This is a genomic window from Hallerella porci, assembly GCF_003148885.1.
In the GTDB taxonomy this organism is placed as follows: Bacteria; Fibrobacterota; Fibrobacteria; order Fibrobacterales; family Fibrobacteraceae; genus Hallerella; species Hallerella porci.
Map to the genome: position 1 here is coordinate 38,323 of NZ_QGHD01000009.1, position 19,796 is coordinate 58,118.

20 protein-coding genes are annotated in these 19,796 nt (G+C 43.0%); 7 read left to right on the forward strand and 13 right to left on the reverse strand.

The features are described 5' to 3' along the window. The first annotated feature begins 52 nt into the window (after nt 1-52). Nucleotides 53-562: a hypothetical protein gene (locus tag B0H50_RS06090; protein ID WP_106198626.1), complete on the forward strand. Its 510-nt coding sequence runs from the start codon at nt 53-55 to the stop codon at nt 560-562. Here the strand turns inward: B0H50_RS06090 and B0H50_RS06095 are convergent. From B0H50_RS06095 to B0H50_RS06155, 13 genes are all read right to left on the reverse strand, one after another. Continuing rightward, the gene (locus B0H50_RS06095; protein WP_106198627.1) at nt 501-1,211 is read right to left on the reverse strand and encodes a glycosyltransferase; all 711 of its coding nucleotides are present in this window, start codon (nt 1,209-1,211) and stop codon (nt 501-503) included. The two genes, B0H50_RS06090 and B0H50_RS06095, sit on opposite strands and share 62 nt — an antisense overlap. A 1-nt stretch (nt 1,212) precedes the next feature. Further along, nucleotides 1,213-2,082 carry a glycosyltransferase family 2 protein gene (locus tag B0H50_RS06100; protein WP_158256474.1) on the reverse strand — a complete coding sequence of 290 codons (870 nt, stop codon included), beginning with the start codon at nt 2,080-2,082 and terminating at the stop codon, nt 1,213-1,215. Further along, nucleotides 2,067-3,332: an O-antigen translocase gene (locus B0H50_RS06105; RefSeq protein WP_106198629.1), complete on the reverse strand. Its 1,266-nt coding sequence runs from the start codon at nt 3,330-3,332 to the stop codon at nt 2,067-2,069. The genes B0H50_RS06100 and B0H50_RS06105 overlap by 16 nt, the downstream gene beginning before the upstream one ends. Next, nucleotides 3,329-4,276 (reverse strand): GNAT family N-acetyltransferase, encoded by a 948-nt coding sequence (locus B0H50_RS06110; RefSeq protein WP_106198630.1) that lies wholly within the window; start codon nt 4,274-4,276, stop codon nt 3,329-3,331. Before B0H50_RS06110 ends, B0H50_RS06105 begins: the two co-directional genes overlap by 4 nt. Continuing rightward, nucleotides 4,269-4,844, reverse strand: coding sequence for an acyltransferase (locus B0H50_RS06115; RefSeq protein WP_106198631.1), 576 nt, complete (start codon nt 4,842-4,844; stop codon nt 4,269-4,271). The genes B0H50_RS06110 and B0H50_RS06115 overlap by 8 nt, the downstream gene beginning before the upstream one ends. Beyond that, nucleotides 4,828-5,937, reverse strand: coding sequence for a DegT/DnrJ/EryC1/StrS family aminotransferase (locus tag B0H50_RS06120; protein WP_106198632.1), 1,110 nt, complete (start codon nt 5,935-5,937; stop codon nt 4,828-4,830). The genes B0H50_RS06115 and B0H50_RS06120 overlap by 17 nt, the downstream gene beginning before the upstream one ends. After that, on the reverse strand, nt 5,934-6,362 hold the full coding sequence (locus tag B0H50_RS06125; protein WP_106198633.1) for a sugar 3,4-ketoisomerase: 429 nt from the start codon (nt 6,360-6,362) through the stop codon (nt 5,934-5,936). The genes B0H50_RS06120 and B0H50_RS06125 overlap by 4 nt, the downstream gene beginning before the upstream one ends. After that, on the reverse strand, nt 6,350-6,769 hold the full coding sequence (locus B0H50_RS06130) for a sugar 3,4-ketoisomerase (protein WP_106198634.1): 420 nt from the start codon (nt 6,767-6,769) through the stop codon (nt 6,350-6,352). The genes B0H50_RS06125 and B0H50_RS06130 overlap by 13 nt, the downstream gene beginning before the upstream one ends. A gap of 21 nt (nt 6,770-6,790) precedes the next feature. Further along, entirely contained in the window at nt 6,791-7,369 is a 579-nt protein-coding gene (locus B0H50_RS06135) for a hypothetical protein (protein WP_233244542.1), read from the reverse strand. Between the two features lie 29 nt (nt 7,370-7,398). Beyond that, nucleotides 7,399-8,895 (reverse strand): hypothetical protein, encoded by a 1,497-nt coding sequence (locus B0H50_RS06140; protein ID WP_106198635.1) that lies wholly within the window; start codon nt 8,893-8,895, stop codon nt 7,399-7,401. Between the two features lie 93 nt (nt 8,896-8,988). Continuing rightward, nucleotides 8,989-10,065 (reverse strand): DNA polymerase IV, encoded by a 1,077-nt coding sequence (gene dinB, locus B0H50_RS06145; protein ID WP_199191880.1) that lies wholly within the window; start codon nt 10,063-10,065, stop codon nt 8,989-8,991. After that, nucleotides 10,062-11,903, reverse strand: a complete 1,842-nt coding sequence (gene uvrC, locus B0H50_RS06150) for an excinuclease ABC subunit UvrC (RefSeq protein WP_233244547.1) — start codon at nt 11,901-11,903, stop codon at nt 10,062-10,064. The genes dinB and uvrC overlap by 4 nt, the downstream gene beginning before the upstream one ends. Before the next feature lie 18 nt (nt 11,904-11,921). Then, complete coding sequence (locus tag B0H50_RS06155; protein ID WP_106198637.1) at nt 11,922-13,007, reverse strand: DUF6588 family protein; 1,086 nt, start codon at nt 13,005-13,007, stop codon at nt 11,922-11,924. A gap of 102 nt (nt 13,008-13,109) precedes the next feature. Here B0H50_RS06155 and B0H50_RS06160 point away from each other — a divergent pair, with 102 nt between their 5' ends. From B0H50_RS06160 to B0H50_RS06185, 6 genes are all read left to right on the forward strand, one after another. Then, nucleotides 13,110-13,904 carry an inositol monophosphatase family protein gene (locus B0H50_RS06160; protein WP_106198638.1) on the forward strand — a complete coding sequence of 265 codons (795 nt, stop codon included), beginning with the start codon at nt 13,110-13,112 and terminating at the stop codon, nt 13,902-13,904. A 7-nt stretch (nt 13,905-13,911) separates the two neighbouring features. After that, entirely contained in the window at nt 13,912-15,264 is a 1,353-nt protein-coding gene (locus tag B0H50_RS06165; RefSeq protein ID WP_106198639.1) for a sodium-dependent transporter, read from the forward strand. Nucleotides 15,265-15,267: 3 nt separating this feature from the next. Continuing rightward, on the forward strand, nt 15,268-16,620 hold the full coding sequence (locus tag B0H50_RS06170; protein WP_109587424.1) for a sodium-dependent transporter: 1,353 nt from the start codon (nt 15,268-15,270) through the stop codon (nt 16,618-16,620). 39 nt (nt 16,621-16,659) lie between these two features. Then, nucleotides 16,660-17,427, forward strand: coding sequence for a LytR/AlgR family response regulator transcription factor (locus tag B0H50_RS06175; RefSeq protein ID WP_106198648.1), 768 nt, complete (start codon nt 16,660-16,662; stop codon nt 17,425-17,427). An 88-nt stretch (nt 17,428-17,515) separates the two neighbouring features. Continuing rightward, complete coding sequence (locus tag B0H50_RS06180; protein WP_106198641.1) at nt 17,516-18,961, forward strand: oligosaccharide flippase family protein; 1,446 nt, start codon at nt 17,516-17,518, stop codon at nt 18,959-18,961. Then, the gene (locus tag B0H50_RS06185; protein ID WP_106198642.1) at nt 18,961-19,779 is read left to right on the forward strand and encodes a LicD family protein; all 819 of its coding nucleotides are present in this window, start codon (nt 18,961-18,963) and stop codon (nt 19,777-19,779) included. The genes B0H50_RS06180 and B0H50_RS06185 overlap by 1 nt, the downstream gene beginning before the upstream one ends. The last annotated feature ends 17 nt before the right edge of the window (nt 19,780-19,796 follow it).

The window sequence follows — 19,796 nt, forward strand, 5'->3', positions numbered from 1 at the left end:
TGGGAATGATAGCTATAATGTATATTTTCACGAAAAGAGAAAGGGTAAAAAAATGCAAAAAAATCTCTCGGAAGCGGTTTTTGAAAACCTGAAAGAACTTCTCAAAGCGAAAAACGCCGCCCACGAGTCGATGTTTAAATTCAGTTGGAAAAAATTGTGGCCGTTTAACCTCATTTGGCCGCAGGTCGATTACATTCGCATTCAGCGTTTTATGGGCGAAGTGAAAGAACAAGCGCTTTCCCAGAAAAAATTTATTCAAAGCAATCGCGGACAAGCGACTTCCGATGAAATAGAGTTTTTAAATGCAGTCCCCGCTTACGTCGAAGCGTTAGCCGTTTCTTGTGAAAAATTAGCGCGCGTCGCCGAATTTAAACAAGGCATTTTGGAAAAAACGCAGAAACGCGATGTTTTTGCGTTTAACAATATCCTCAAAGATTACGAAACCGCACAAGCAGAGCTCACGCGCGCGGGCGCATTCGTGCAAGTGGCTTGGGGAAAACTCAATTTGAAAAACGCTGCAGAAAAATCCGAAGCAAATTCCAACGCCAGCGCAGCCGATTAAAAAAATTCGCTTTTTTATGATTCAATAAATCGGTTGCAGTTTCTGCATGGCGACGATAACAAAGCAACGGTTCGTTTACAAAGCGGACCTTTTTTGATTTTTCAGCGATGAGTCCGAGCCATTGATCGTGCATTGGAAGCGACTTGGGGAAGGGAAGTGCTCGAAGAAGCAGCTCGCGGCGAAATGCTATACAGCAGCCGGTGAAACTATTTCGCAGCCAATTTTTGAAAATACCATGAACGGGTTTTCGCTTTTCAAAAATCGTTGTTCCGCATTTCCAATTTCCATTTTTTTCTTGCGTGTAAAAATAGGCATTGTGCAGAACGAGAATGGAATCTTGCAACTCTTGCTTGCAAACGGAAACTTTTTGCGGAAGCCATACATCGTCTTGGTCCGCTAAGAAAATCAAATCGCCTTTGGCTTGAAGAAGTGCGCGTTCTAAATTGTAAATCGGTCCGAGATGCGATTCGCATTGAATCAAATGAATTCGCGCATCCGAAAAATTTTGAATGAGAGAAATAGTCGCATCGGTAGAACCATCGTCTGCGATGATGACTTCGTCGGTTGCAGCAAGTTGCGAAAGAATACTTTCGAGTTGTTCCCGAAGAAATTTTTCGCCTTGAAATGTAATCATGCAAACCGAAATCATTTTAATACTTTAAGAAAATTCGCGGGATGAAAAGTTTTGGAAAATGCATCCAAAATGTTTTTGTGCAAGTGGCGAGTTGCGGCAATTTTCGGAGAGCTTCTCGTTTTTGATTGTAAGCGAGAGAAGAAAACCATCGCGTTTTCCAAAGGGCAACGGCTTGCGAATAAGCGGGATGATTTTTATACTTTTCAATGACCGCGAGAATTTGTTTGTAAATGAAATTCAAATTGCGATGCATTGAAGTTTCAAGAATACGATAATAGCAGCAAACCGTGCGAAGCACAGGAATTTTTCCGTAACGATATGAAAGGGCAAGCCAAGCAGGAAAATCTTCGAAACGAAAATTTTCATCGTAATTTCCGACGGCGGCAAATTTTTCTTTGACTATCATTTCGGTGGCGCCGTGCAATTCTGCTTTTCCCAAAAGAATTTCTTCAAAAGTCGCTTCTTGCGTTTTGGCGTAACGCAGATCAACTGTATCTTCTAAATTTCCATCGCTGCGTAAATTTTTTACTTGCCCTGCGCATGCTGCGAATTCCGGATGCGTTTCTAAAAATTGACTTTGCGCAGCTAAACGTCCTGGCGCCATCACATCGTCCGAAGCAAATGTGCAAAAATATTTTCCATGGGCGAGAGTGAGCATTTCGTTTAAGGTTTGCACTAGTCCGCGATTTTCGCGATGCTTATAATAAAAGCCGAATTCGTGCGAAAGGCGTTCTAAAATTTGCGGAGAATTATCGGTGCTGCCATCATCGATTACAATCAATTCAAAGGCGACACCGGATTGCGAAAGAATAGAGCGCACCGCGGCTTCGACAAATGGCGCGTGATTATAACTCGCAAGAAGAACAGAAACTAAAGGTTCTTCCACGAAAGCCTCCGTGTGAGAATGAAAAGCGAAATAAAGCAAATCGCATTTTCAATGGCGTAAGCGTAAAAGGGCGCTTGATATTTCCACGCAGCCGCGCCAAAAATGGTGAGCAATGTGAAGAATAAATCCGAAGCGATTTCAACCGAAATAAAGGCGACCGTTTCTTTCCGCGCGACAAGCGCTAAACCCAAACACCAACAGCCCGATTTGAAAAAATCGCCTACAAGTTGAATCGGCAAAAGCGAAGAAAGCGGTAAAAATTTTTCGGAAAGCGCAAAGAGAATTAAATAATCGCGGACAAAAAACAGGAAACCAAAAAGCACAAAAGCGAGAATCATCACGCGGAGAAGTAATGCGGACAATGTTTTTTGAAATTCAATTTTTGAAGTCGCAGCCGATAAACGCGGAAGCAAAACTACGCCGAGAACCGATGAAAATCCGACGTTGAAAAAATCTGAAATGCGAAGCGCACCTTGCCAAAATCCTGCGGCGTCCCAACCGAAATGATTGCCGATATACGATCGCATAAACATGTAAAGTGCGGGCGTTAAAATCATCGGAATAATTCCCATGACCGCATAACCTTTCCACGGACGAAATTCAGCGCGCAATTTTGCATAGAAACGACGATAACGAAAACCGCCGCGATGCGCAACGAAAAATGCAAAGAAAGATGAAACGATGGACTGCGTCGCAATCGCAGAAAGAATTGACATCGCATGAAAATGAATAAATAAAATGACCCAAAGGCAATTCAAAATGGAAGAGCCCGCAGTAATGATCGCCCAGCGTTTATAATCCGAAAGTCCATTCATGACCGCGGAACAAATCGCAATGACCGAGAGTGAAATGACTCCGGGAACAGCGAAGAGAATTGCGGCTTGCATATAACGCGGCGGAATGCCGGGGAATAAAGTTTGCAGCGGAGCGATAAACGCAAAGAGAACAAAGAAAATCGCAGTTCCAATGGAGGCGTAAACCGAAATGCGAAAACCGCCGCGCCAAATGGGTCCTAATTTATCTTCTTCATTTTTATGGCGAGCGGTTAAACTGACCCAGCCATTTTGCAAAGCGAGAGACGAAGTTCCTTGGCCTAAATTGATGAGATTTTGCAACTGCCCTGCGATTGCAAATCCCACGGGTCCCATGACCATCGCTAAAAATTTATTGGTGATAAATGCGCAAGCGATGCGAATCGCAGTGGCGATTCCCGAGCCTGCTGATTGTTTCCAAAATCCATTCATTTTCATAATGTGTACTCGTAAATATCAAAGGCGACGCCACGTCCTGCGTACATTTCTTTTTTGTGCGCAAGCCCTTCGTTTAGAACGCGGCCTTGTTCTTCGTTCGAAGTTCCCCAATCAAACCAACGCATTTCGGAAAATTGCGAAAGTAAATTCAGCATTAAAAAATCCATCGCAAAAAGAGAACGACCTTTTTCGGAACTCGCCAAATATTGCGTATGCGCAACTTGCTTGGAAATGTAAACGATTCCGCCGGCGAGAAGTTCTGCGTTTTTCGTAACGGTAAATAATCGAATATTTTCGGGAAAGCGCGAGGCGAGCAAATTCAATTCGGCTTTGGAATGCACCGGATGCGCCGTGTGTCTTTCGGCAAGGCAAGCGTCGAGTAAATCCCAAAATGCAGAAAAATTTTTTGACTCCGAAAAAACAAGTCCTTCGCGTTCACAACGGCTTTGATAATATCTTTTTTTTGCGGGCGGTTTCGAAATTTTCGGTTCTAATGCGCTTGAAATAAGTCGCGCTTTTAACGTTGCATTTTTTCGGAAAAGCCAATATAAATCTTCTTGCGAAGGGCGCTCGGCAAAAATCCACGGCAGCGGTTTGTAGATGACTTTTTGCACATTCAATTTGCGCAATTCTTCATCGAGAAGAGAAAAAAGAATTTCAAATTCAGCGACGCTTACTTCGTCATCGACGACAAATCCGCCGAAAGTAAGTCCTGCGTGTGAACTGAAAATTCCTTCTTTTGAAATTGTCCCCGGAATGACGGCGCAAATTTTTTGCTTTTGAAAAAAGAGAAAAGATGCATCGGGAAAACGGTCGGCGTGATAATCCATGTAACCGCGATGAAAAAGAAAATTTCCGTTTCGCGCTTGACGAATAAATGCATTCCAAATTTCTGCATCGGCTGCTGTATAACGGCGAATGGAAATCGGATATTTTTCAACCATGTACTTCTCCGATGATTTTTGCGGGAACGCCGCCGAGGATAACGCCTGCGGGGAATTTTCCTGCGACAACGGCGCCCGCTGCGACAACAGAATGTTCTGCAATTTCGGAACCTTTTAAAATCATCACGTTATCGCCGATCCAAACATCTTCCGCAATTTTTACGGCTGCGCGTTTTGGCATTGCAGATAAACGCACTTCGGGTGCTGTCGAATGAAAATCGGAATCGTAAATTTTTACACCGTTACCGATGAGAGTATTTTTACCGATGAAAATTCCGGGACCTTCGGCGATGGCGACGAAACGATTTCCGACCCAAACATTTTCTGCAATTTCGATTTTTGCATTTTCATTTCGCGGATTGAAAAATGCATACGAATTCCAAAAGTCTGCATCATTTTCAACGCCGACATGAACATTTTTTGCAAAGGAAATTTTGCCCGCGCCTTGCGCTAAAAGGGGCGAAGAATTTATCGGTTTTCCGCTGACGTGAGCGTCCGACAAAATGCGGTAAAATGCTCGGCGAAAAATCATCGCCGCTTTGCGCAAAATTTTACGGACGATACGCATTCACCGCCTCGATGATTTGTGAAATTTCGTTTTCGGTTAACTGCGGATAAAGCGGCAAACTGAGTTCTGTCTCCGCGATATTTTCTGCAATCGGAAACGAGAGCGCATTCCATTCGGCGTAAGCTTTTTGCTTGTGCGGTGGAATTGGATAGTGCACCAAAGTTCCAATGCCGCGGAGTTTTAAATGTTCTTGCAAAGCTTCGCGATTTTTTGTGCGAATCGCAAAAATGTGCCACACATGTTCGCCCGCATTTCCTGCATCCGGAAGTTGAATTGCTTCGTTTTGAATTTCTTGCAGATAACGTTTTGCAATTTTTTGACGGCGCAAATTTTCGGCATCTAAATGTGGTAATTTTTTGGCGAGAATTGCCGCTTGCAATTCGTCTAACCGCGAATTCATTCCGCGAAATGCGTTGACATATTTTTGTTCGCTGCCGTAATTGGCGAGTGCGCGAATTGTCTTCGCTAAATTTTCGTCCGAAGTCGTGACGGCGCCAGCGTCGCCGAGTGCGCCTAAATTTTTCCCCGGATAAAAACTAAAACCTGCGGCATCACCGAAAGCGCCTGCGCGAATTTCATCTTGCTTTGCGCCGTGACCTTGAGCCGCATCTTCAATCAAAAGCAGATGATTTTCTTTGGCAAATTTGGCAAGTTCTTTTCCCGGAATGACGCGGCCGTATAAATGCACTGCGAGAATGGCTTTCGCTTCGGGATTTTTAGCAAATGCTTCTTGAATATTTTTCAAAGAAATGTTAAAAGTTTTTTCGTCGGGTTCCACTAAAATCGGTTTTAATCCCGCTTCGTTAATCGCCAAAATCGAAGCGATGTAAGTATTTGACGGCACAAAAACCGCATCGCCGACATTTAATTTTTTTAAGAGAATGAGCGCTCGGAAAATGAGAGTTAATGCTTCAAGTCCGTTTCCGACGCCAACGCAAAATTTTGTGCCACAAAATTTCGCAAATTGCATTTCAAAATTTTCGCATTCTTTGCCGCGGATATACCAACCGCTTTCGATAACGCGCTGAGTCGCTTCCGAAATTTCTTCGTGAAAAAATTCCGTCACCCGTTTTAAATCCAAGTAAGGAATCATTTGCTGCCTCGCCGTGTTGCGGCGTATTCTGTAAAACGCGCGTAATCGCGAATGTAATCGGCTTCGTCGTAAGCGTGCGAGGCGAGCACTAAACAAATGGATCCCGAAGAAAAATTCAATTCTTCTGCCCACACGCCAGGCGGCACATAAACACCGTAATAAGGACGATCCAAGTGAACGATTTGCGAATGAATGCCGTCGTCAATTTTTGCATCAAATGAACCCGATGCAGCGATCAAAAGTTGATGACATTTTTTGTGCGCATGGCCGCCGCGATTTTCACCGCCCGGAATATCGTAGAGGTAAAAAACGCGTTGAATTTCAAAAGGAAGATTTTTTGAATTTTCTAATGCGGTAAGCGAGCCGGAGCGTTCACTGATCCGCGGAAATTCAATGAATTGACAACCGGCAATTAAATTTTGCATGCGCAAGCCTTTTGAAACACATCCCAATCCCAGATGTAATCATCTGGATCGTAAGCGGTTGAACTGAGAACGAGTGCTACGGAATTTGTAGAAAAATTATCGAGAGTGCGAAAATGCATCGGCGGCACATAAAGCCCTTGATATGATCTGCGAAGCGAATAACGTTCTTCTTTTTTTCCGTTGTGCAAAAGAACGTCAAAACTTCCCGAAAGAGCGATGATGAATTCGTGCTGCGTTTTAAACGCATGACTTCCGCGCAATTCGCCACCGGGAACATCGTAAATCCAATAGCAGCGTTGAATGCGAAAAGGAATGTGCTTTTCGGATTCGATGAAACTCAAATTTCCGCGATCGTCTAAAATCTTCGGAAGGGAAATGAGCTGCGGAATAAGCGGCTGCGAAATCATAATGATAAAATAGAAAATTGCTTATTCGCAATCCAAGCATTGCCAATCGACAACGCCTGAGTCATAACCGAAGCGGTCGCGCGTGAAACTTTCGATGTCGATTAAAAATCCGATATCGCCTGCATTTTCGGTGCAACAACCATCGCAATCGGAATCGGAGCAAATATCGTAAACGGTGGCGTCAATTTCTGCGCCATTTTTCCGCAACCGAAACGTTTTTAATCCGTATTGTTTCCAATCTTTTTCGTGCACCGCGATAATGTTGTGCGATTTCACCCAATCTTTGCTTTGAACGCCGTCGAGACCGTAAAATTGACCCGCCCACGTGCAGCCATTATATTCAATGCATTCTTCGCTGTTGGAATCTGGATACGATTCATACCAAGTGAGATTTGCTTGATTCCAAACTTCGAAAACAGAATCTTTTGTCGCAGGCAATTCACTGGAACTTGAAATATCGGCAGAAGAAATTTTGGTTGCAGAAGATATTTCTTGCGATGAAGAAATAATCGGCTCTTCGCTCGCTGAGCTAGAACTGCTATCATCGCAAGCGATGAGTAAAAGAGAAATGCAGAGGCCGAAGAAAATTGATAATTTCATAGAAGTCTCCTTTTTCTCCGAAAATAAATTCACCAAACCAATTTTGCAATACGCGCAACATTATTTTTCCCTGCGCGATTATCGCTCGGCGTTTTCGCAATTACCGATTGATAACGATCATTGCCGAGATAAGTTAATTTGTAATGTTTCCCGTCTTCGCTGATGCGGAATCCTAAATTTTCTAATTCTTGTCGCAGCGGTTTTGTCATGCCTGTGTAACTATTTAAAAGTCGTTTGAGTTCGCTCGATTTCTTTTCGCAAAGATGTTGATACTGATTGGCTTGAATAATTTGAGTGATCACATCTTTTCTTCGCGAAATTTCTTGCAAATTGGGAAGAGCATCTTTTAAAGTCGAAAGAACGATGTCTTTAATTTCGCCCGGAAAAGCTTCGCGTTCATCGCCACTAAATAAAACGGGAAAATTTCCTGAGGCATCTAACTTGGCGCGCAATCCTTGATTTTCATAGGATAAATTTTCGTTTGCCCGCATGAGATCTTGAATTTGTTTTTGCAAACGCTCCGTGTCGTCATCAAAACTTTCAATCATTTTATTCGCTTCTTCTTGCGCTTGCGCCCGAATGCGAGCTTCTTCATCGTCAAAAGAATTGATTAGCTGAACGACTTCGGATTTTGCAACTTGGCACGCTTTTTCGGCGGCGATGCGTTCTTCTTGTTGATGTTTTAAGCGGTCTTGTAAAATCGCATTATTGACGCCGTGCCATGTGAAAAGTGTATCGACCATTTGCTGATTTGCATAATGGATGACTTGTCGCACAATTTGTAAATAAAGCGATGAATTTTTTTCTACTCCCGCTTGCGAATAAAGGCGACGTTTTTCCATCGGCGGATTCGGATAATAAATTCCTACGGTGCCGTTAAATTCATTGCGACCATTGGATTCTTCGCGTAATTGACGATAAAGAAAAACATCTTTTTGTACAACGACATGAGCGATTCCCGCTAAAGTTTTTGCTAGGGCAAATGCATCAACCGCTTCTTTGCCATTGCGCATTTTCGACACAAAAACAACGGGCAATTCATATTGAATATTTCCGAGCATCAGCTCGGTGAGAAGAGATAAATTTTCTTCGTCAATGGTAAAAGGTTTCCAATCGATAGGAAAGTCGCCGTCGTTTTGCACATAGCTGCGATCGATTAAAAGCGAAATAAAATGCGGCGTAGAAAATTTTGAATCGACGGGAATGGCGTCGGAACGATAACTGCGATCTAAACGAATGGAAATTTTTCTTTCGTTAAAATGGATCACATAATCGGTATCCCAAATCACACCGTCTGCGTCTTTCTTTTCGTAGCGCACCGCAATCATATTTTGATTGCGATATTCTTCAATCGCTAAAGAGCGATTTTCAAATTGGTAGAAAATATTTCGTTCGCCGTTCCATTGGATATTTGGAATGATATTCTCGGGATGAGAACTCGTTTGATTCCATTCGATGACTAATCGAATAAAATCTTCAGGCGTTAATTTTTCGTTAATTCGAAGAATCGTTGAAAATAAAAGCATTGTGTCCTCCTCAATTTCTGTTAAATATACAATTTTGAATTTGAAAATTTTTGAAATATCGAAAAATTAAAATTTAATTTGTGCGTAAAATTTTTAAAAAAGTTCTGTTTGAATATGGATCTCATTTTCGGCAGAATTATTCTCGAGACGAATGCCGGCGCCGAGTAATCGCACTTTTTGTTGTGAATTATAACGCTCGCGGAAAAGAGAAGAAAATCGCTTCCACGAAACGTCAGAAAATGTGCGTTCGATCGTCGTCGATTTGAAATTTTCGTATTTGATTTTTACGAAGCAATGAAAAACCGGAAAAGTTTTTTGCGATTCTTTTTCGATGTAGCGATTGGCGCGTTTTAAAAATTCGAAATAAACGGTGCGCAATTCTTTCTCACAATTTTCAACGCCGAAGACATCTTGCGGAAAAGTAAATTCGGTGGAAATGGATTTGCGAATGCGCGAAGGATTCACCGGACGATTATCAATTCCGCGTGAAAAATCATAAAGCGATTCGCCCAAACTGCCGAAGCGTTGAAATAATTCTTCTTTCGAAAAGGGGCGAATGTCTTTGCACAAAACGAAACCTTGCGCGAGAAATTTTTTGAGACTCGCTTTTCCGACGCCGGGAATTTTTTCAAGAGGAAGTTCTGCGGTAAAATTGTCCACATCTTCGGGGCGAATGGTAAATTGACCGTTGGGCTTTTTCCAATCGCTTGCGACTTTTGCTAAAAATTTATTGGGAGCAATTCCTGCGCTAGCTGTGATGCCGCCGCGTTCTTCAAAAATGGCATTGCGAATTTCTTGGGCGATGAGAGAGGCTGAACCGTTTTGCGTGTCGCTGCCGGTAACATCTAAAAAAGCTTCGTCTAAACTGAGGCCTTCGACGCGGTTTGTGTAGCGATAAAAAATTTTGAAAATTTCTGCGGATTCTGCTTGATAAGCTGCGTGATCAACGGGTAGCAAAACGAGATTCGGGCAACGTTTTAACGCTTGAAATGTGGACATCGCAGAATGCAATCCGAATTCTCGTGCGGGATAATTGCAAGTGGAAAGAACGCTGCGATTTTCGACGCTTCCGCCAACAGCCATCGGCACAAAACGATATTCGGGATGTCTTCGCATTTCGACTGCTGCGTAGAAACAGTCCATATCGATGTGGATGATTTTGCGAATCACAAAAGCTCCGCATCGGGAATGTAATTTTCAATTTTTTCGCGAATGGAAAGTCCGCGATTTTTCCCGAAAAGATCTTGAATATCTTCGATGGGAGCGTTTAAAAAATCGCTGCGACTTTTGTATTTCGAAAGAATTTTAATTCGCGTTTCATCACCGATTCCCGGCAAGTTTAACCAATCGACTCGCAAATCTTCTTTGCGTTTGCTGCGTTGATAAGTAATCGCAAAACGGTGCGCTTCATCGCGGGCATTTTGCAGCAATTTTAAAGCGGCGCTGGTGCGGTGTAAAACGATGGATTTTCTGTCGTCGGGAAAAACGATTTCTTCTAAACGCTTTGCAAGACCGATCAGCGGCAAATCTTTATCGTGGCCGAGTTCTTTTAAAATTTGCATGGTCGCATCGACTTGACCTTTACCGCCATCGCAAACCCACAAATCGGGCATCGGTAAATTTTCTTCTTCTAATCGGCGGATGCGTCGCGTCATCACTTCGCGCATGCTTGCAAAATCATCGACACCCGAAACGGTTTTGATGATAAATTTGCGATAATTTTTTTTATCGGGTCGTCCATTTTTAAAAGCGACAAGACTCGCAACGGTATGCGTTCCCGCTAAATGCGAAATATCAACGCATTCAATGCGAAACGGCGTTTTCGCAAGGCCGAGTTCACGCTGCAAATCGAAAACGCTTTGCTCCACTTCATCGAAATGTTTTACTTCGGATTTTGCTTCGACTAAAAGCATTTCGGCGTTGGCGAGGGCGAGCTTCATAAATTGCACGCGGTCTCCGCGCTGTGGCACTGTAATGCTTACTTTATGCGTTGTCTTTTCGGCGAGTTCTTCTTCGATTTGAATGCGGTCTTCGTCGGGAATTGCATTGCTGATGACGATATCGTTCGGAATGACTTCTTCGTTTTCGTACCAAGTCGGAAGCATTTCGCAGAGAATTTCTGCTTCATCTTGATCTTGATCGCATTCGAGCTGAAAATGTCTGCGCCCCGAGATGACGCCTTTGCGATATTCGAAAATAACTGCGGTCGCTAAATTTCCGTTGCGACGAACGGCGACCACGTCTAATTTCAGCGCGGTATCAGTTGTGTCGGCTTTTTGATTTGTATTGGTCGCTTGTAATGCTTCAATCGCATCGCGTTTTTTTGCGGCAGTTTCAAAGTCGAGAGCAAGACTCGCTTCTTCCATTTCGCGCGTCCACTTGGCGAGTAAATCGTTTCGTTTTCCATCGAGAACGCGAATCATTTCGTTCACATTTTCTGCATACTTTTCGGGAGTGCAAAGCCCCGCGCAAGGAGCAAGGCAACGCCCGATGTGATAATTTAAGCAAGGGCGTTGCGGTTTCGAAAGCGGAAACGAAAGTTTGCATTCGCGCATTTGAAAAAGGCGAGCTGAAATATCGACGAGAGTGCGGAAAGCTTTAGAACTCGGGAAGGGACCAAAACAGCGATAACGCGAAGAAGCGTGCCGCGAAAGAAATAATCGCGGAAACGGATCGCGCATATCGATTGCGATATAAGGATAATGTTTATCGTCTTTTAAGCGAACATTGTAAAGCGGTTTATGTTTGCGAATTAAATTCGCTTCGAGAATAAAAGCTTCTTCTTCGGTGTTGGTGACAATCCATTCGATGTTGTGAATATACGGAAGCATTAACATCGCTGCGCGATGTCCCGGTTTGGGTTTTCCGTCAAAGTAACTGCGAACGCGATGCGCAAGAACTTTTGCTTTCCCGACGTAGATGATTTTTCCCGCAGCATTTTTCATCAAATACACGCCGGGACGCATCGGAAGTTCCGTTAACCGTTTTTGAATTGCCTCTGAAAACATGAGCAAAAAATGAAAAATTTACGGCGCAGAAGAATCGCTTTCGAGAGAATTTTCGTCCGATGAATTTTCGCTAGAAATTTCTGCAGAATTTTCTGTTTCCGCAGAATTTTTTGGTGCGGAATTTTCTTCGGATTTTACTTCTTTTTCGTCTTCATTTTTTTCGGATTTTTTCTCGGGTTCATTGCCGATGTTAAACGATTTCTTGAAATAAATTACGTTTGCGTTAAACGAATTGTTCGCGCCGACATTGTAACCGACGACAGGGTGGAAACTTTCGCCAAAGGCAAAGGCGACTTCAAGTCCTAAGCGGAATACGCCGCGTCCATCTACGCTCACATCGGGATTGACTTTTCCTTGATAAGTTCCGTCTTTTGCATAAGCGTCTAAGCTTCCGTCTGCATCCATTGTCGAAGTTTGATAACCGAGAGAAAGCATCACTTCGACGAGATTTAACGGTTTAAATCCGAAGACGATTGCCGTGTAAGTGGTTCCGAAATCCAAATCCAATTTTCCTTTCCATTTATCGGGAGTGTAGCCGATATACGCAGAGTTATAACCGAAGAAAAGGCTTACGTCAAAGCAGCGAAGAATCGGCGGTAATTTTTCGCGGAAGAAATGTCCGAAGCTATGCTGCACACCGAAAGAAAGAAGATGATAACCTTGAAATTCGCTCACCGACGGAAAATACATGCCGCGGAACACAAGACGCGTATAGAAGAAACTTACGCCGAGTTGCAAATAAGGCAAAGTGAAAACAGAAATTCCGTGCAAATCTTCGTTACCGCCGAGGCCGAGATCCGCTTTGCTACCAAAGATTGTCGGCACATCGCCGTAGACCGAAGAATGATATTCGCGATCGCCAGATTCGATGAGCGCAATTTGAAAAGGCATGCCCGCTTCAAAAGCAAGTCGGCGTTCTACCGAAGCAGTTGAAAGCCAGCTGCCATTGAGAATTGTTCCCATATAAGTCGCAATGGGTTTTACATAACCTTCGCGGTTTACATTTTTTTGAAACGCAATCATCGATTGATAATCGCTCGCCCATTCTGCAGCAAAAGCGGAAATGGAGAAAATGAAAACGAAAAATAAAATGCACTTTTTCATGATTCCAAAAATAGATTTAATCGTTTCGAAATGAGGAATTGAGAATGGGATAATGCAGTTCTCTTTGCGGGTTTAACTGAGAAATCTTTCTACTTTTATTTTATGAAATTTTTATCAATTCTCGAACGCGCAAAAGTTTTTGCCGAAGAAGCTGGACGGAAAGCGCTTGAAATGCAAAAGCATTTGGAAAGCATCCGATTCAAAAATCCGAAAGATGTTGTCACTTCTGCGGATTTAGAAAGCGAGCGCATTATCATTTTTCATCTTCAAGAAGAATTTCCAGATCATTCAATTCGCACCGAAGAAGCGGGACATGTAAAAGATGGCTCTCGCTATGAATGGATTATCGATCCTGTGGATGGCACGGTAAATTTTAGTCGAGGCATTCCGCTTTGGGGCGTTTCGATTGCCCTTGTCGAAAATACAGAAAACGGTGCCGTTCCAATTGTCGCAGCGATTTCTCTTCCGGGATTAGGAAAAATTTATACCGCATCCAAAAACGGTGGCGCTTTTGTCAACGGCGAACGCATTCATGTGAGCGAAACCGCAGATCTTTCCAAAGCGATTGTTTCGAACGGTGATTTTAATGTGGGAAATTGGGAAAAAATCAATGCGCAAAATTTGAAAAATTTTCAGCGGGAAGCAGAAAATTGCACGCGTGTCAAATGCTATGGCAGCGCTGTGATCGAAGGCACTTTTACTGCGCAAGGTTCTCTCGATGCCTTTGTGATGACGATGAGTTATCCGTGGGATATCGCGGGCATTGCATTAATCGTCACCGAAGCCGGCGGAAAAGCGACCGAAATTTCGGGCGATCCGATTCGATTTGTCGATGGAGAACAAGTTCTCTTTTCCAACGGAATTTTACACGATCAAATGGTTCAAATTTTAAAGTGAGCGAAAAATGAAACGCGAAGGATTTAAATCTCGTCTTGGCTTTTTACTGGTTTCTGCGGGCTGCGCTGTCGGCATTGGAAACGTTTGGAAATTTCCATTTCTCGTCGGACAAAACGGCGGCGGATTTTTCGTTCTCTTCTATTTACTTTTCTTGATTCTCATGGGCGCACCTGTGCTTACGATGGAACTTGCCGTCGGACGCGCCTCGCGGAGAACTGCGGTTTCGGGCTATCGCCGATTGGAACCGCCGGGCAGTAAATGGCACCTTCACGGTTATGTTTGCTTCCTCGGCTGTTTGTTATTGATGATGTATTACACGACGGTTTCGGGTTGGATGCTCAATTACTTTTTCAAATTTGCATCGGGCAGTTTTGCAGGTTTGACATCGGAACATGTCGGCGATGTTTTTAGCACAATGCTTTCGAGCCCTTCGCAAATGCTTCTCGGCATGGGCGCAACCGTTTTCCTCGGATTTCTCATCAACAGTTTCGGTGTGCAAAAAGGATTGGAAGCGGTTTCCAAAGTGATGATGATTGGACTTTTCGTTTTAATCTTAGCGCTCGCCGTGCACAGTTTAATTCTTCCGAACGCATGGGAAGGCGTCAAATTTTATTTGCTGCCGAGCTTAGATAATATTAAAAATCAAGGACTTTCAAACGTCATTACTGCGGCGATGAATCAAGCGTTTTTCACGCTTTCGTTGGGCGTCGCAGCGATGGAAATTTTCGGTTCTTATACATCGGATAAATATACCCTCGGCGGTGAAGCGGTTCGTATTTGCGCGTTGGATACAACGGTTGCGATTGCAGCGGGCTTTATTATTATCCCCGCTTGCTTCTCGTTCGGCGTGCAGCCCGATGCGGGCCCGAGTTTAATTTTCATCACGTTGCCGCATGTCTTTTTGAATATGTCGGGCGGTCGTTTCTGGGGCGCAGCCTTCTTCCTCTTTATGACATTTGCGAGCCTTTCCACTGTCCTTGCGGTCTTTGAAAATTTGCTTTCGGGATGCATTGACGAATTTCAGTGGAATCGTAAAAAGGCGACATTTGTCTGCTTGCTCGTCGTCTTCGTTCTTTCAATTCCGTGTGCACTCGGCTACAATCTCTTGAGCGAAGTCCATCCGATTGGTTCCAAAGACATTCTCGATTCCGAAGATTTTATCGTTTCGAATTTCTTGCTCCCGCTCGGTTCTCTTGTATATCTGCTTTTCTGTGTCACCAAATGGGGCTGGGGATTTGACAATTATTTAGCCGAAGCGAATAAAGGCGAAGGCTTAAAAATTCCGCGCTGGTTTAAAAATTATTTCCGTTTTATTTTGCCGATTTTATTCCTCTTTGTTTTCATCAACGGACTTTTATAAAAAATGGAACGTGAATTTTTCAAAACGCGATTGGGATTTTTGCTCGTTTCTGCGGGCTGTGCTGTCGGCATCGGAAATGTTTGGCGCTTTCCATTTCTCGTCGGACAAAACGGTGGCGGATTTTTCGTTCTCTTCTATTTACTTTTCTTGATTCTTATGGGCGCACCTGTGCTTACGATGGAACTCGCCGTCGGACGCGCGTCGCATCGCACGGTCCGCTCTGCATTTAAAATGCTCGAACCGAAAGGAAGTTTTTGGCATTTGCACGGCGTTCTTTGCTTTTTCGGCTGTTTGCTGTTGATGATGTATTATACGACGGTTTCGGGCTGGATGCTTAATTACTTCGGAAAATTTTCGCTCGGAACATTTTCGGAAATTTCGTCGGAACAAGTAAACGGCATTTTTGATGCGATGTTACAAAGTCCGGCAGAAATGATTTTGGGCTTAGGAATTATTGTCTTCTTTGGATTTTTCGTCAACAGTTTCGGTATCCAAAAAGGATTAGAAAAAATTTCCAAGTGGATTATGATTGGACTTTTTTTGCTCATTGTTTTACTCGCACTCAATAGTTTAAGACTTCCCAATGCGATGGAAGGCGTCAAATTTTACCTCTTACCGAATTGGGATAATTTGAAGGAGCAAGGAATCGGAAATGTGTTGACCGCTGCGATGAATCAAGCGTTCTTCACCCTTTCTATCGGCATCGGCTCGATGGAAATTTTCGGTTCGTATATGTCGGATAAATTTAGCATCGGCGGAGAATCGATTCGCATTTGTTCCTTGGATACTCTCGTCGCATTGATGGCTGGATTTATCATTATGCCCGCGTGCTTTGCTTACGGCATCCAACCAGATGCTGGACCGAGTTTGATTTTCCTTTCTCTGCCGCAGGTTTTTGTTCATATGTCGGGCGGACGTTTTTGGGGCTCTGTCTTTTTCTTGTTTATGACATTTGCGAGTTTCTCCACGGTGCTTGCGGTCTTTGAATATTTGATTTCTTATTGCTTAGACGAATTTCATTGGACGCGGAAAAAGACGACGATTTTATGTTTCTTCGCCGTCTTCTTGCTTTCTCTTCCGTGTGCGCTCGGCTATAATATTTTAAGCGATTTATATCCGATAGGAAACCGCGACATTTTGGAATCCGAAGATTTCATTCTTTCGAATATCTTGCTTCCGTTCGGCGCTTTAGTTTTTATACTATTTTGCGTGACCAAATGGGGCTGGGGATTTGATAAATACATCGCCGAAGCGAATAAAGGCAAAGGATTAAAAATTCCGCATTGGTTCAAATATTACTTCCGCTTTGTGCTTCCTATCCTAATTTTTATCGTCTTTATCAACGGACTTCTCTAATTTAAACGAAGAATGGGTGCGAATAATTATATTAAGAGTATGCAGTTTAAGACTTTGATCGTAGATGATGAACCGTTGGCGCGCATGCGAATGCGCAAATTGTTGGAACCGTATTCGGATTTGGTAAGCATCGCTGGCGAAGCGAGCACCGGAGAAGAAGCGGTTGCACAAATTCGTTCGCTGCATCCCGATTTGGTTTTCTTGGACATTCAAATGCCAGATAAAAATGGCTTTGATGTATTGAAAGAAGTCGATTCTGAAGAAGATCCGCTGGTCGTCTTTACAACGGCTTACGATGAATATGCGTTAAAAGCTTTTGCCGAAGATACCGTTGATTATTTGTTAAAGCCGATTGAAGAAGAACGTTTGCAAAAATGCATGGACAAAGTGCGTCGCTTAGGCGCAATCCTCGGCGGCACAGTGGATACCGAAGAAGATATGCAGCGTTTGCTGAATCGCGCTCCAAGCAATCAACCGCAATATCTGCGTCGTATTCAAGCGAAAATTGGCGACCGCACCATTGTGATTCCCATCGAAAATATTTTCCGTTTTCAAAGCGAAGAAAAATATACGACTGTTTATGCGTCGAATGGAAAATTCATCATTAGCACGCCGCTCGTCGATTTAGAAAAACGTTTAGATCCGGCACAATTTGTCCGCGTTCATCGGGCGCATTTAATCGCCATCGATGCGATTACCGAATATCAGCGTTTGCCAAATGGACATTTTTCGATTAAACTCCACGACAAAGACAATTCGGTCATTCCAGTCAGCCGTAATTTTGTGAGCAATTTACACTCCTTGTAAAAAGCAATCTCGTTTCTGCAAAGAAAACGGAATGAATTGCTAAAGAAAAGCGTACTCCATGTGCGCTTTTTCTATTTTTGGGAGCCCTATGCCAAATAGCTTAGAAACAGATAGCAAATTTCTAAAAAAAGGTGTCATTGTAAACATCATCGGCACCATTCTAAAAGTGTGCGGGCCGATGCTCACCTTTGTGCTTGCCCGCGTTTTTGGACCGGCGGAATTTGGCATTTTTGTGTCGGCGCAGACTTTGCTTTTGACGATTTCGCGCTCGGCGACTCTCGGACTGGATAAAGGGCTTTATTGGTATTTGCCGCAGAATAAATTGCAAGGGCGCAAACCTTTTGACGGTGTGATGGAATCGTTCTGGGTTTCTGTCGTCGTGTCGTTTATTTGTTTGGCTGTCATTTTTGTCGGCTCGTTTACGCCGTATATTTCAAAAGAACTTCCGTGGTACGCGCTATCGATTGTCTTCTTTGCCGCGTCCTACGTGTTGAGCAATACTTCGGAAGGAAACCGCAAACCGCAAAATGCCGTTTTCATCAATTCATTTTTTGTCGCCGTTTTATCGCCCGCGACATCGATTGCTTTACATTTTTTGAATGTTCCGCATGCGCTTCCGCTTGGACTTTTGGTCGGTCAAATGGGCGGATTTATTTTGCATTTCATTTTAGTGAAAAAGCAATTCCCGGAAATGCCATTCTTCCCAGGAAAATTTGTTTCGAAAGAACTTTTAAAATATTCTATTCCGCTGGGCTTTAATGAATTTGTTTCTTCATTTTTAATTCGCTCGGGCCTTTGGATGGTGATGCTTTTCTTTGGACCCGAGAAAGCGGGCGCTTACGGAATTATGGTGACGATTTCGAATGCGCTTCAAACGATTCGCGTAGGCTTTACGCCAATTCTTACGCCTGTTGTTGCGGGCATGGAAAAGGAACGTTTGAAAACGGACTTAAAACCGGTTTATAGTTATTGCGTTTTCATGGTGACGTTTATTCAACTTTTGATTGGATTTTTTATCGTGCTTTTCCCGAGTGAAATCATGAGCATCGCAGGAAAAGCGTTTATTATTCAGCCCGAAACTTTGGGAATTCTTTTGCTTGTGCATTTGGTGATGGGATTTGGCGGAATGACTTTAGTCGTGATCAACGGAATCGGAAAAAGTTTATACACCTTAAAAATGAATTCATTTTGTTTAGCGGTTGCGTTAATTTCGGGATATTTTTTAGTGCCCGCATTCGGACTTGTCGGCGCTGCACTTTCGATGCTTTTATACAGCTTAATTGAAATTTTGTGGAACAATGTTTACTTGTGGCGTCTCGGGCTTCGCGTGTATTCGGCAAAGCTCATTTCGCAAGGTTTATGGGTTATCGGACTTATCGTCTTTTACATTTTAATCAATTTGAATTTATTCGCATTTTCGCTTGTCGAAAAATCCGTTTTATATATCGTTATCGTCGCAGGACTTTTAGCTTATTGGAAAGTGATGAGCAAAAAAATGGCTGCCGATAAAAATTCTAATGGGGTTAAAGGCTAATGAAAAAATTAAACACGCACGAATGTCGTGAAATTCAAATGTCTGTCTTGGATGAAATTGACAGACTTTGTAAAGAAAATCATTTGAAGTATAGCCTTGCGTATGGAACTTTACTCGGAGCGATTCGTCATAAAGGCTACATTCCTTGGGACGATGACATCGATATTTTTCTTTTGCGAAGCGATTACGACAAATTGATTTCGCTTTTGAAAAATGCTAGCATTAAAAAAGCCGATTGGCTTACGCTTGCTGACGATACTTGCAGCGATTACTTTTATCCGTTTGCCAAAGTTTACGACAATCGCACGACAGTGAAAATGGAACGCCACAAAGGCGAAATGGGACTTTGGGTCGATATTTTCCCGATGGATAATTTACCGCAAAAGCAATTCTTTGAAAAATTTTTCGTTTACTATTGCAGTTTTTTGCGCGTGATTAGTTTATCGATTACAACGGATTTTGAATCCAAACAATACGATAAATGGACTTTATTTTACAAACGCATTTTCCACACTTTTGCAAAAGTCATCGGCGAAAAAAGATTTTGCCGTTACGTGGAACGCGTTTATCAAAAGTATGCAAATAAGCCTTCGAAAAATGTGGCGACTCTTTTCTTTGATACAAAAACCGACCGCATTTTAGACAAAGAAAAAATTGCAGAAACCGTTTCGTATGCGTTTGAAAATAGACATTACGATGGCGTCAAAAATTACGATTATTATTTGACGGAATTTTACAGCGATTATATGCAGCTGCCGCCTGTCGAAAAACGCTACAATCACGGGCTCGATTGCTATTTAAAAGACGAAAAAATTTAACACTCAACAAAAGGCAA

Excerpts from the sequence above, each read along its gene's own strand:
- B0H50_RS06185 (WP_106198642.1), top strand. The coding sequence starts at position 18,961 with ATGAAAAAATTAAACACGCACGAATGTCGTGAAATTCAAATGTCTGTC.
- B0H50_RS06095 (WP_106198627.1), bottom strand. The coding sequence starts at position 1,211 with ATGATTTCGGTTTGCATGATTACATTTCAAGGCGAAAAATTTCTTCGG.
- B0H50_RS06105 (WP_106198629.1), bottom strand. The coding sequence starts at position 3,332 with ATGAAAATGAATGGATTTTGGAAACAATCAGCAGGCTCGGGAATCGCC.
- B0H50_RS06170 (WP_109587424.1), top strand. The coding sequence starts at position 15,268 with ATGGAACGTGAATTTTTCAAAACGCGATTGGGATTTTTGCTCGTTTCT.
- B0H50_RS06090 (WP_106198626.1), top strand. The coding sequence starts at position 53 with ATGCAAAAAAATCTCTCGGAAGCGGTTTTTGAAAACCTGAAAGAACTT.
- B0H50_RS06180 (WP_106198641.1), top strand. The coding sequence starts at position 17,516 with ATGCCAAATAGCTTAGAAACAGATAGCAAATTTCTAAAAAAAGGTGTC.
- B0H50_RS06155 (WP_106198637.1), bottom strand. The coding sequence starts at position 13,007 with ATGAAAAAGTGCATTTTATTTTTCGTTTTCATTTTCTCCATTTCCGCT.
- B0H50_RS06175 (WP_106198648.1), top strand. The coding sequence starts at position 16,660 with ATGCAGTTTAAGACTTTGATCGTAGATGATGAACCGTTGGCGCGCATG.
- B0H50_RS06160 (WP_106198638.1), top strand. The coding sequence starts at position 13,110 with ATGAAATTTTTATCAATTCTCGAACGCGCAAAAGTTTTTGCCGAAGAA.
- B0H50_RS06115 (WP_106198631.1), bottom strand. The coding sequence starts at position 4,844 with ATGCGTATCGTCCGTAAAATTTTGCGCAAAGCGGCGATGATTTTTCGC.
- B0H50_RS06125 (WP_106198633.1), bottom strand. The coding sequence starts at position 6,362 with ATGCAAAATTTAATTGCCGGTTGTCAATTCATTGAATTTCCGCGGATC.
- B0H50_RS06110 (WP_106198630.1), bottom strand. The coding sequence starts at position 4,276 with ATGGTTGAAAAATATCCGATTTCCATTCGCCGTTATACAGCAGCCGAT.
- B0H50_RS06165 (WP_106198639.1), top strand. The coding sequence starts at position 13,912 with ATGAAACGCGAAGGATTTAAATCTCGTCTTGGCTTTTTACTGGTTTCT.
- B0H50_RS06120 (WP_106198632.1), bottom strand. The coding sequence starts at position 5,937 with ATGATTCCTTACTTGGATTTAAAACGGGTGACGGAATTTTTTCACGAA.
- uvrC (WP_233244547.1), bottom strand. The coding sequence starts at position 11,903 with ATGTTTTCAGAGGCAATTCAAAAACGGTTAACGGAACTTCCGATGCGT.
- B0H50_RS06130 (WP_106198634.1), bottom strand. The coding sequence starts at position 6,769 with ATGATTTCGCAGCCGCTTATTCCGCAGCTCATTTCCCTTCCGAAGATT.
- B0H50_RS06140 (WP_106198635.1), bottom strand. The coding sequence starts at position 8,895 with ATGCTTTTATTTTCAACGATTCTTCGAATTAACGAAAAATTAACGCCT.
- B0H50_RS06135 (WP_233244542.1), bottom strand. The coding sequence starts at position 7,369 with ATGAAATTATCAATTTTCTTCGGCCTCTGCATTTCTCTTTTACTCATC.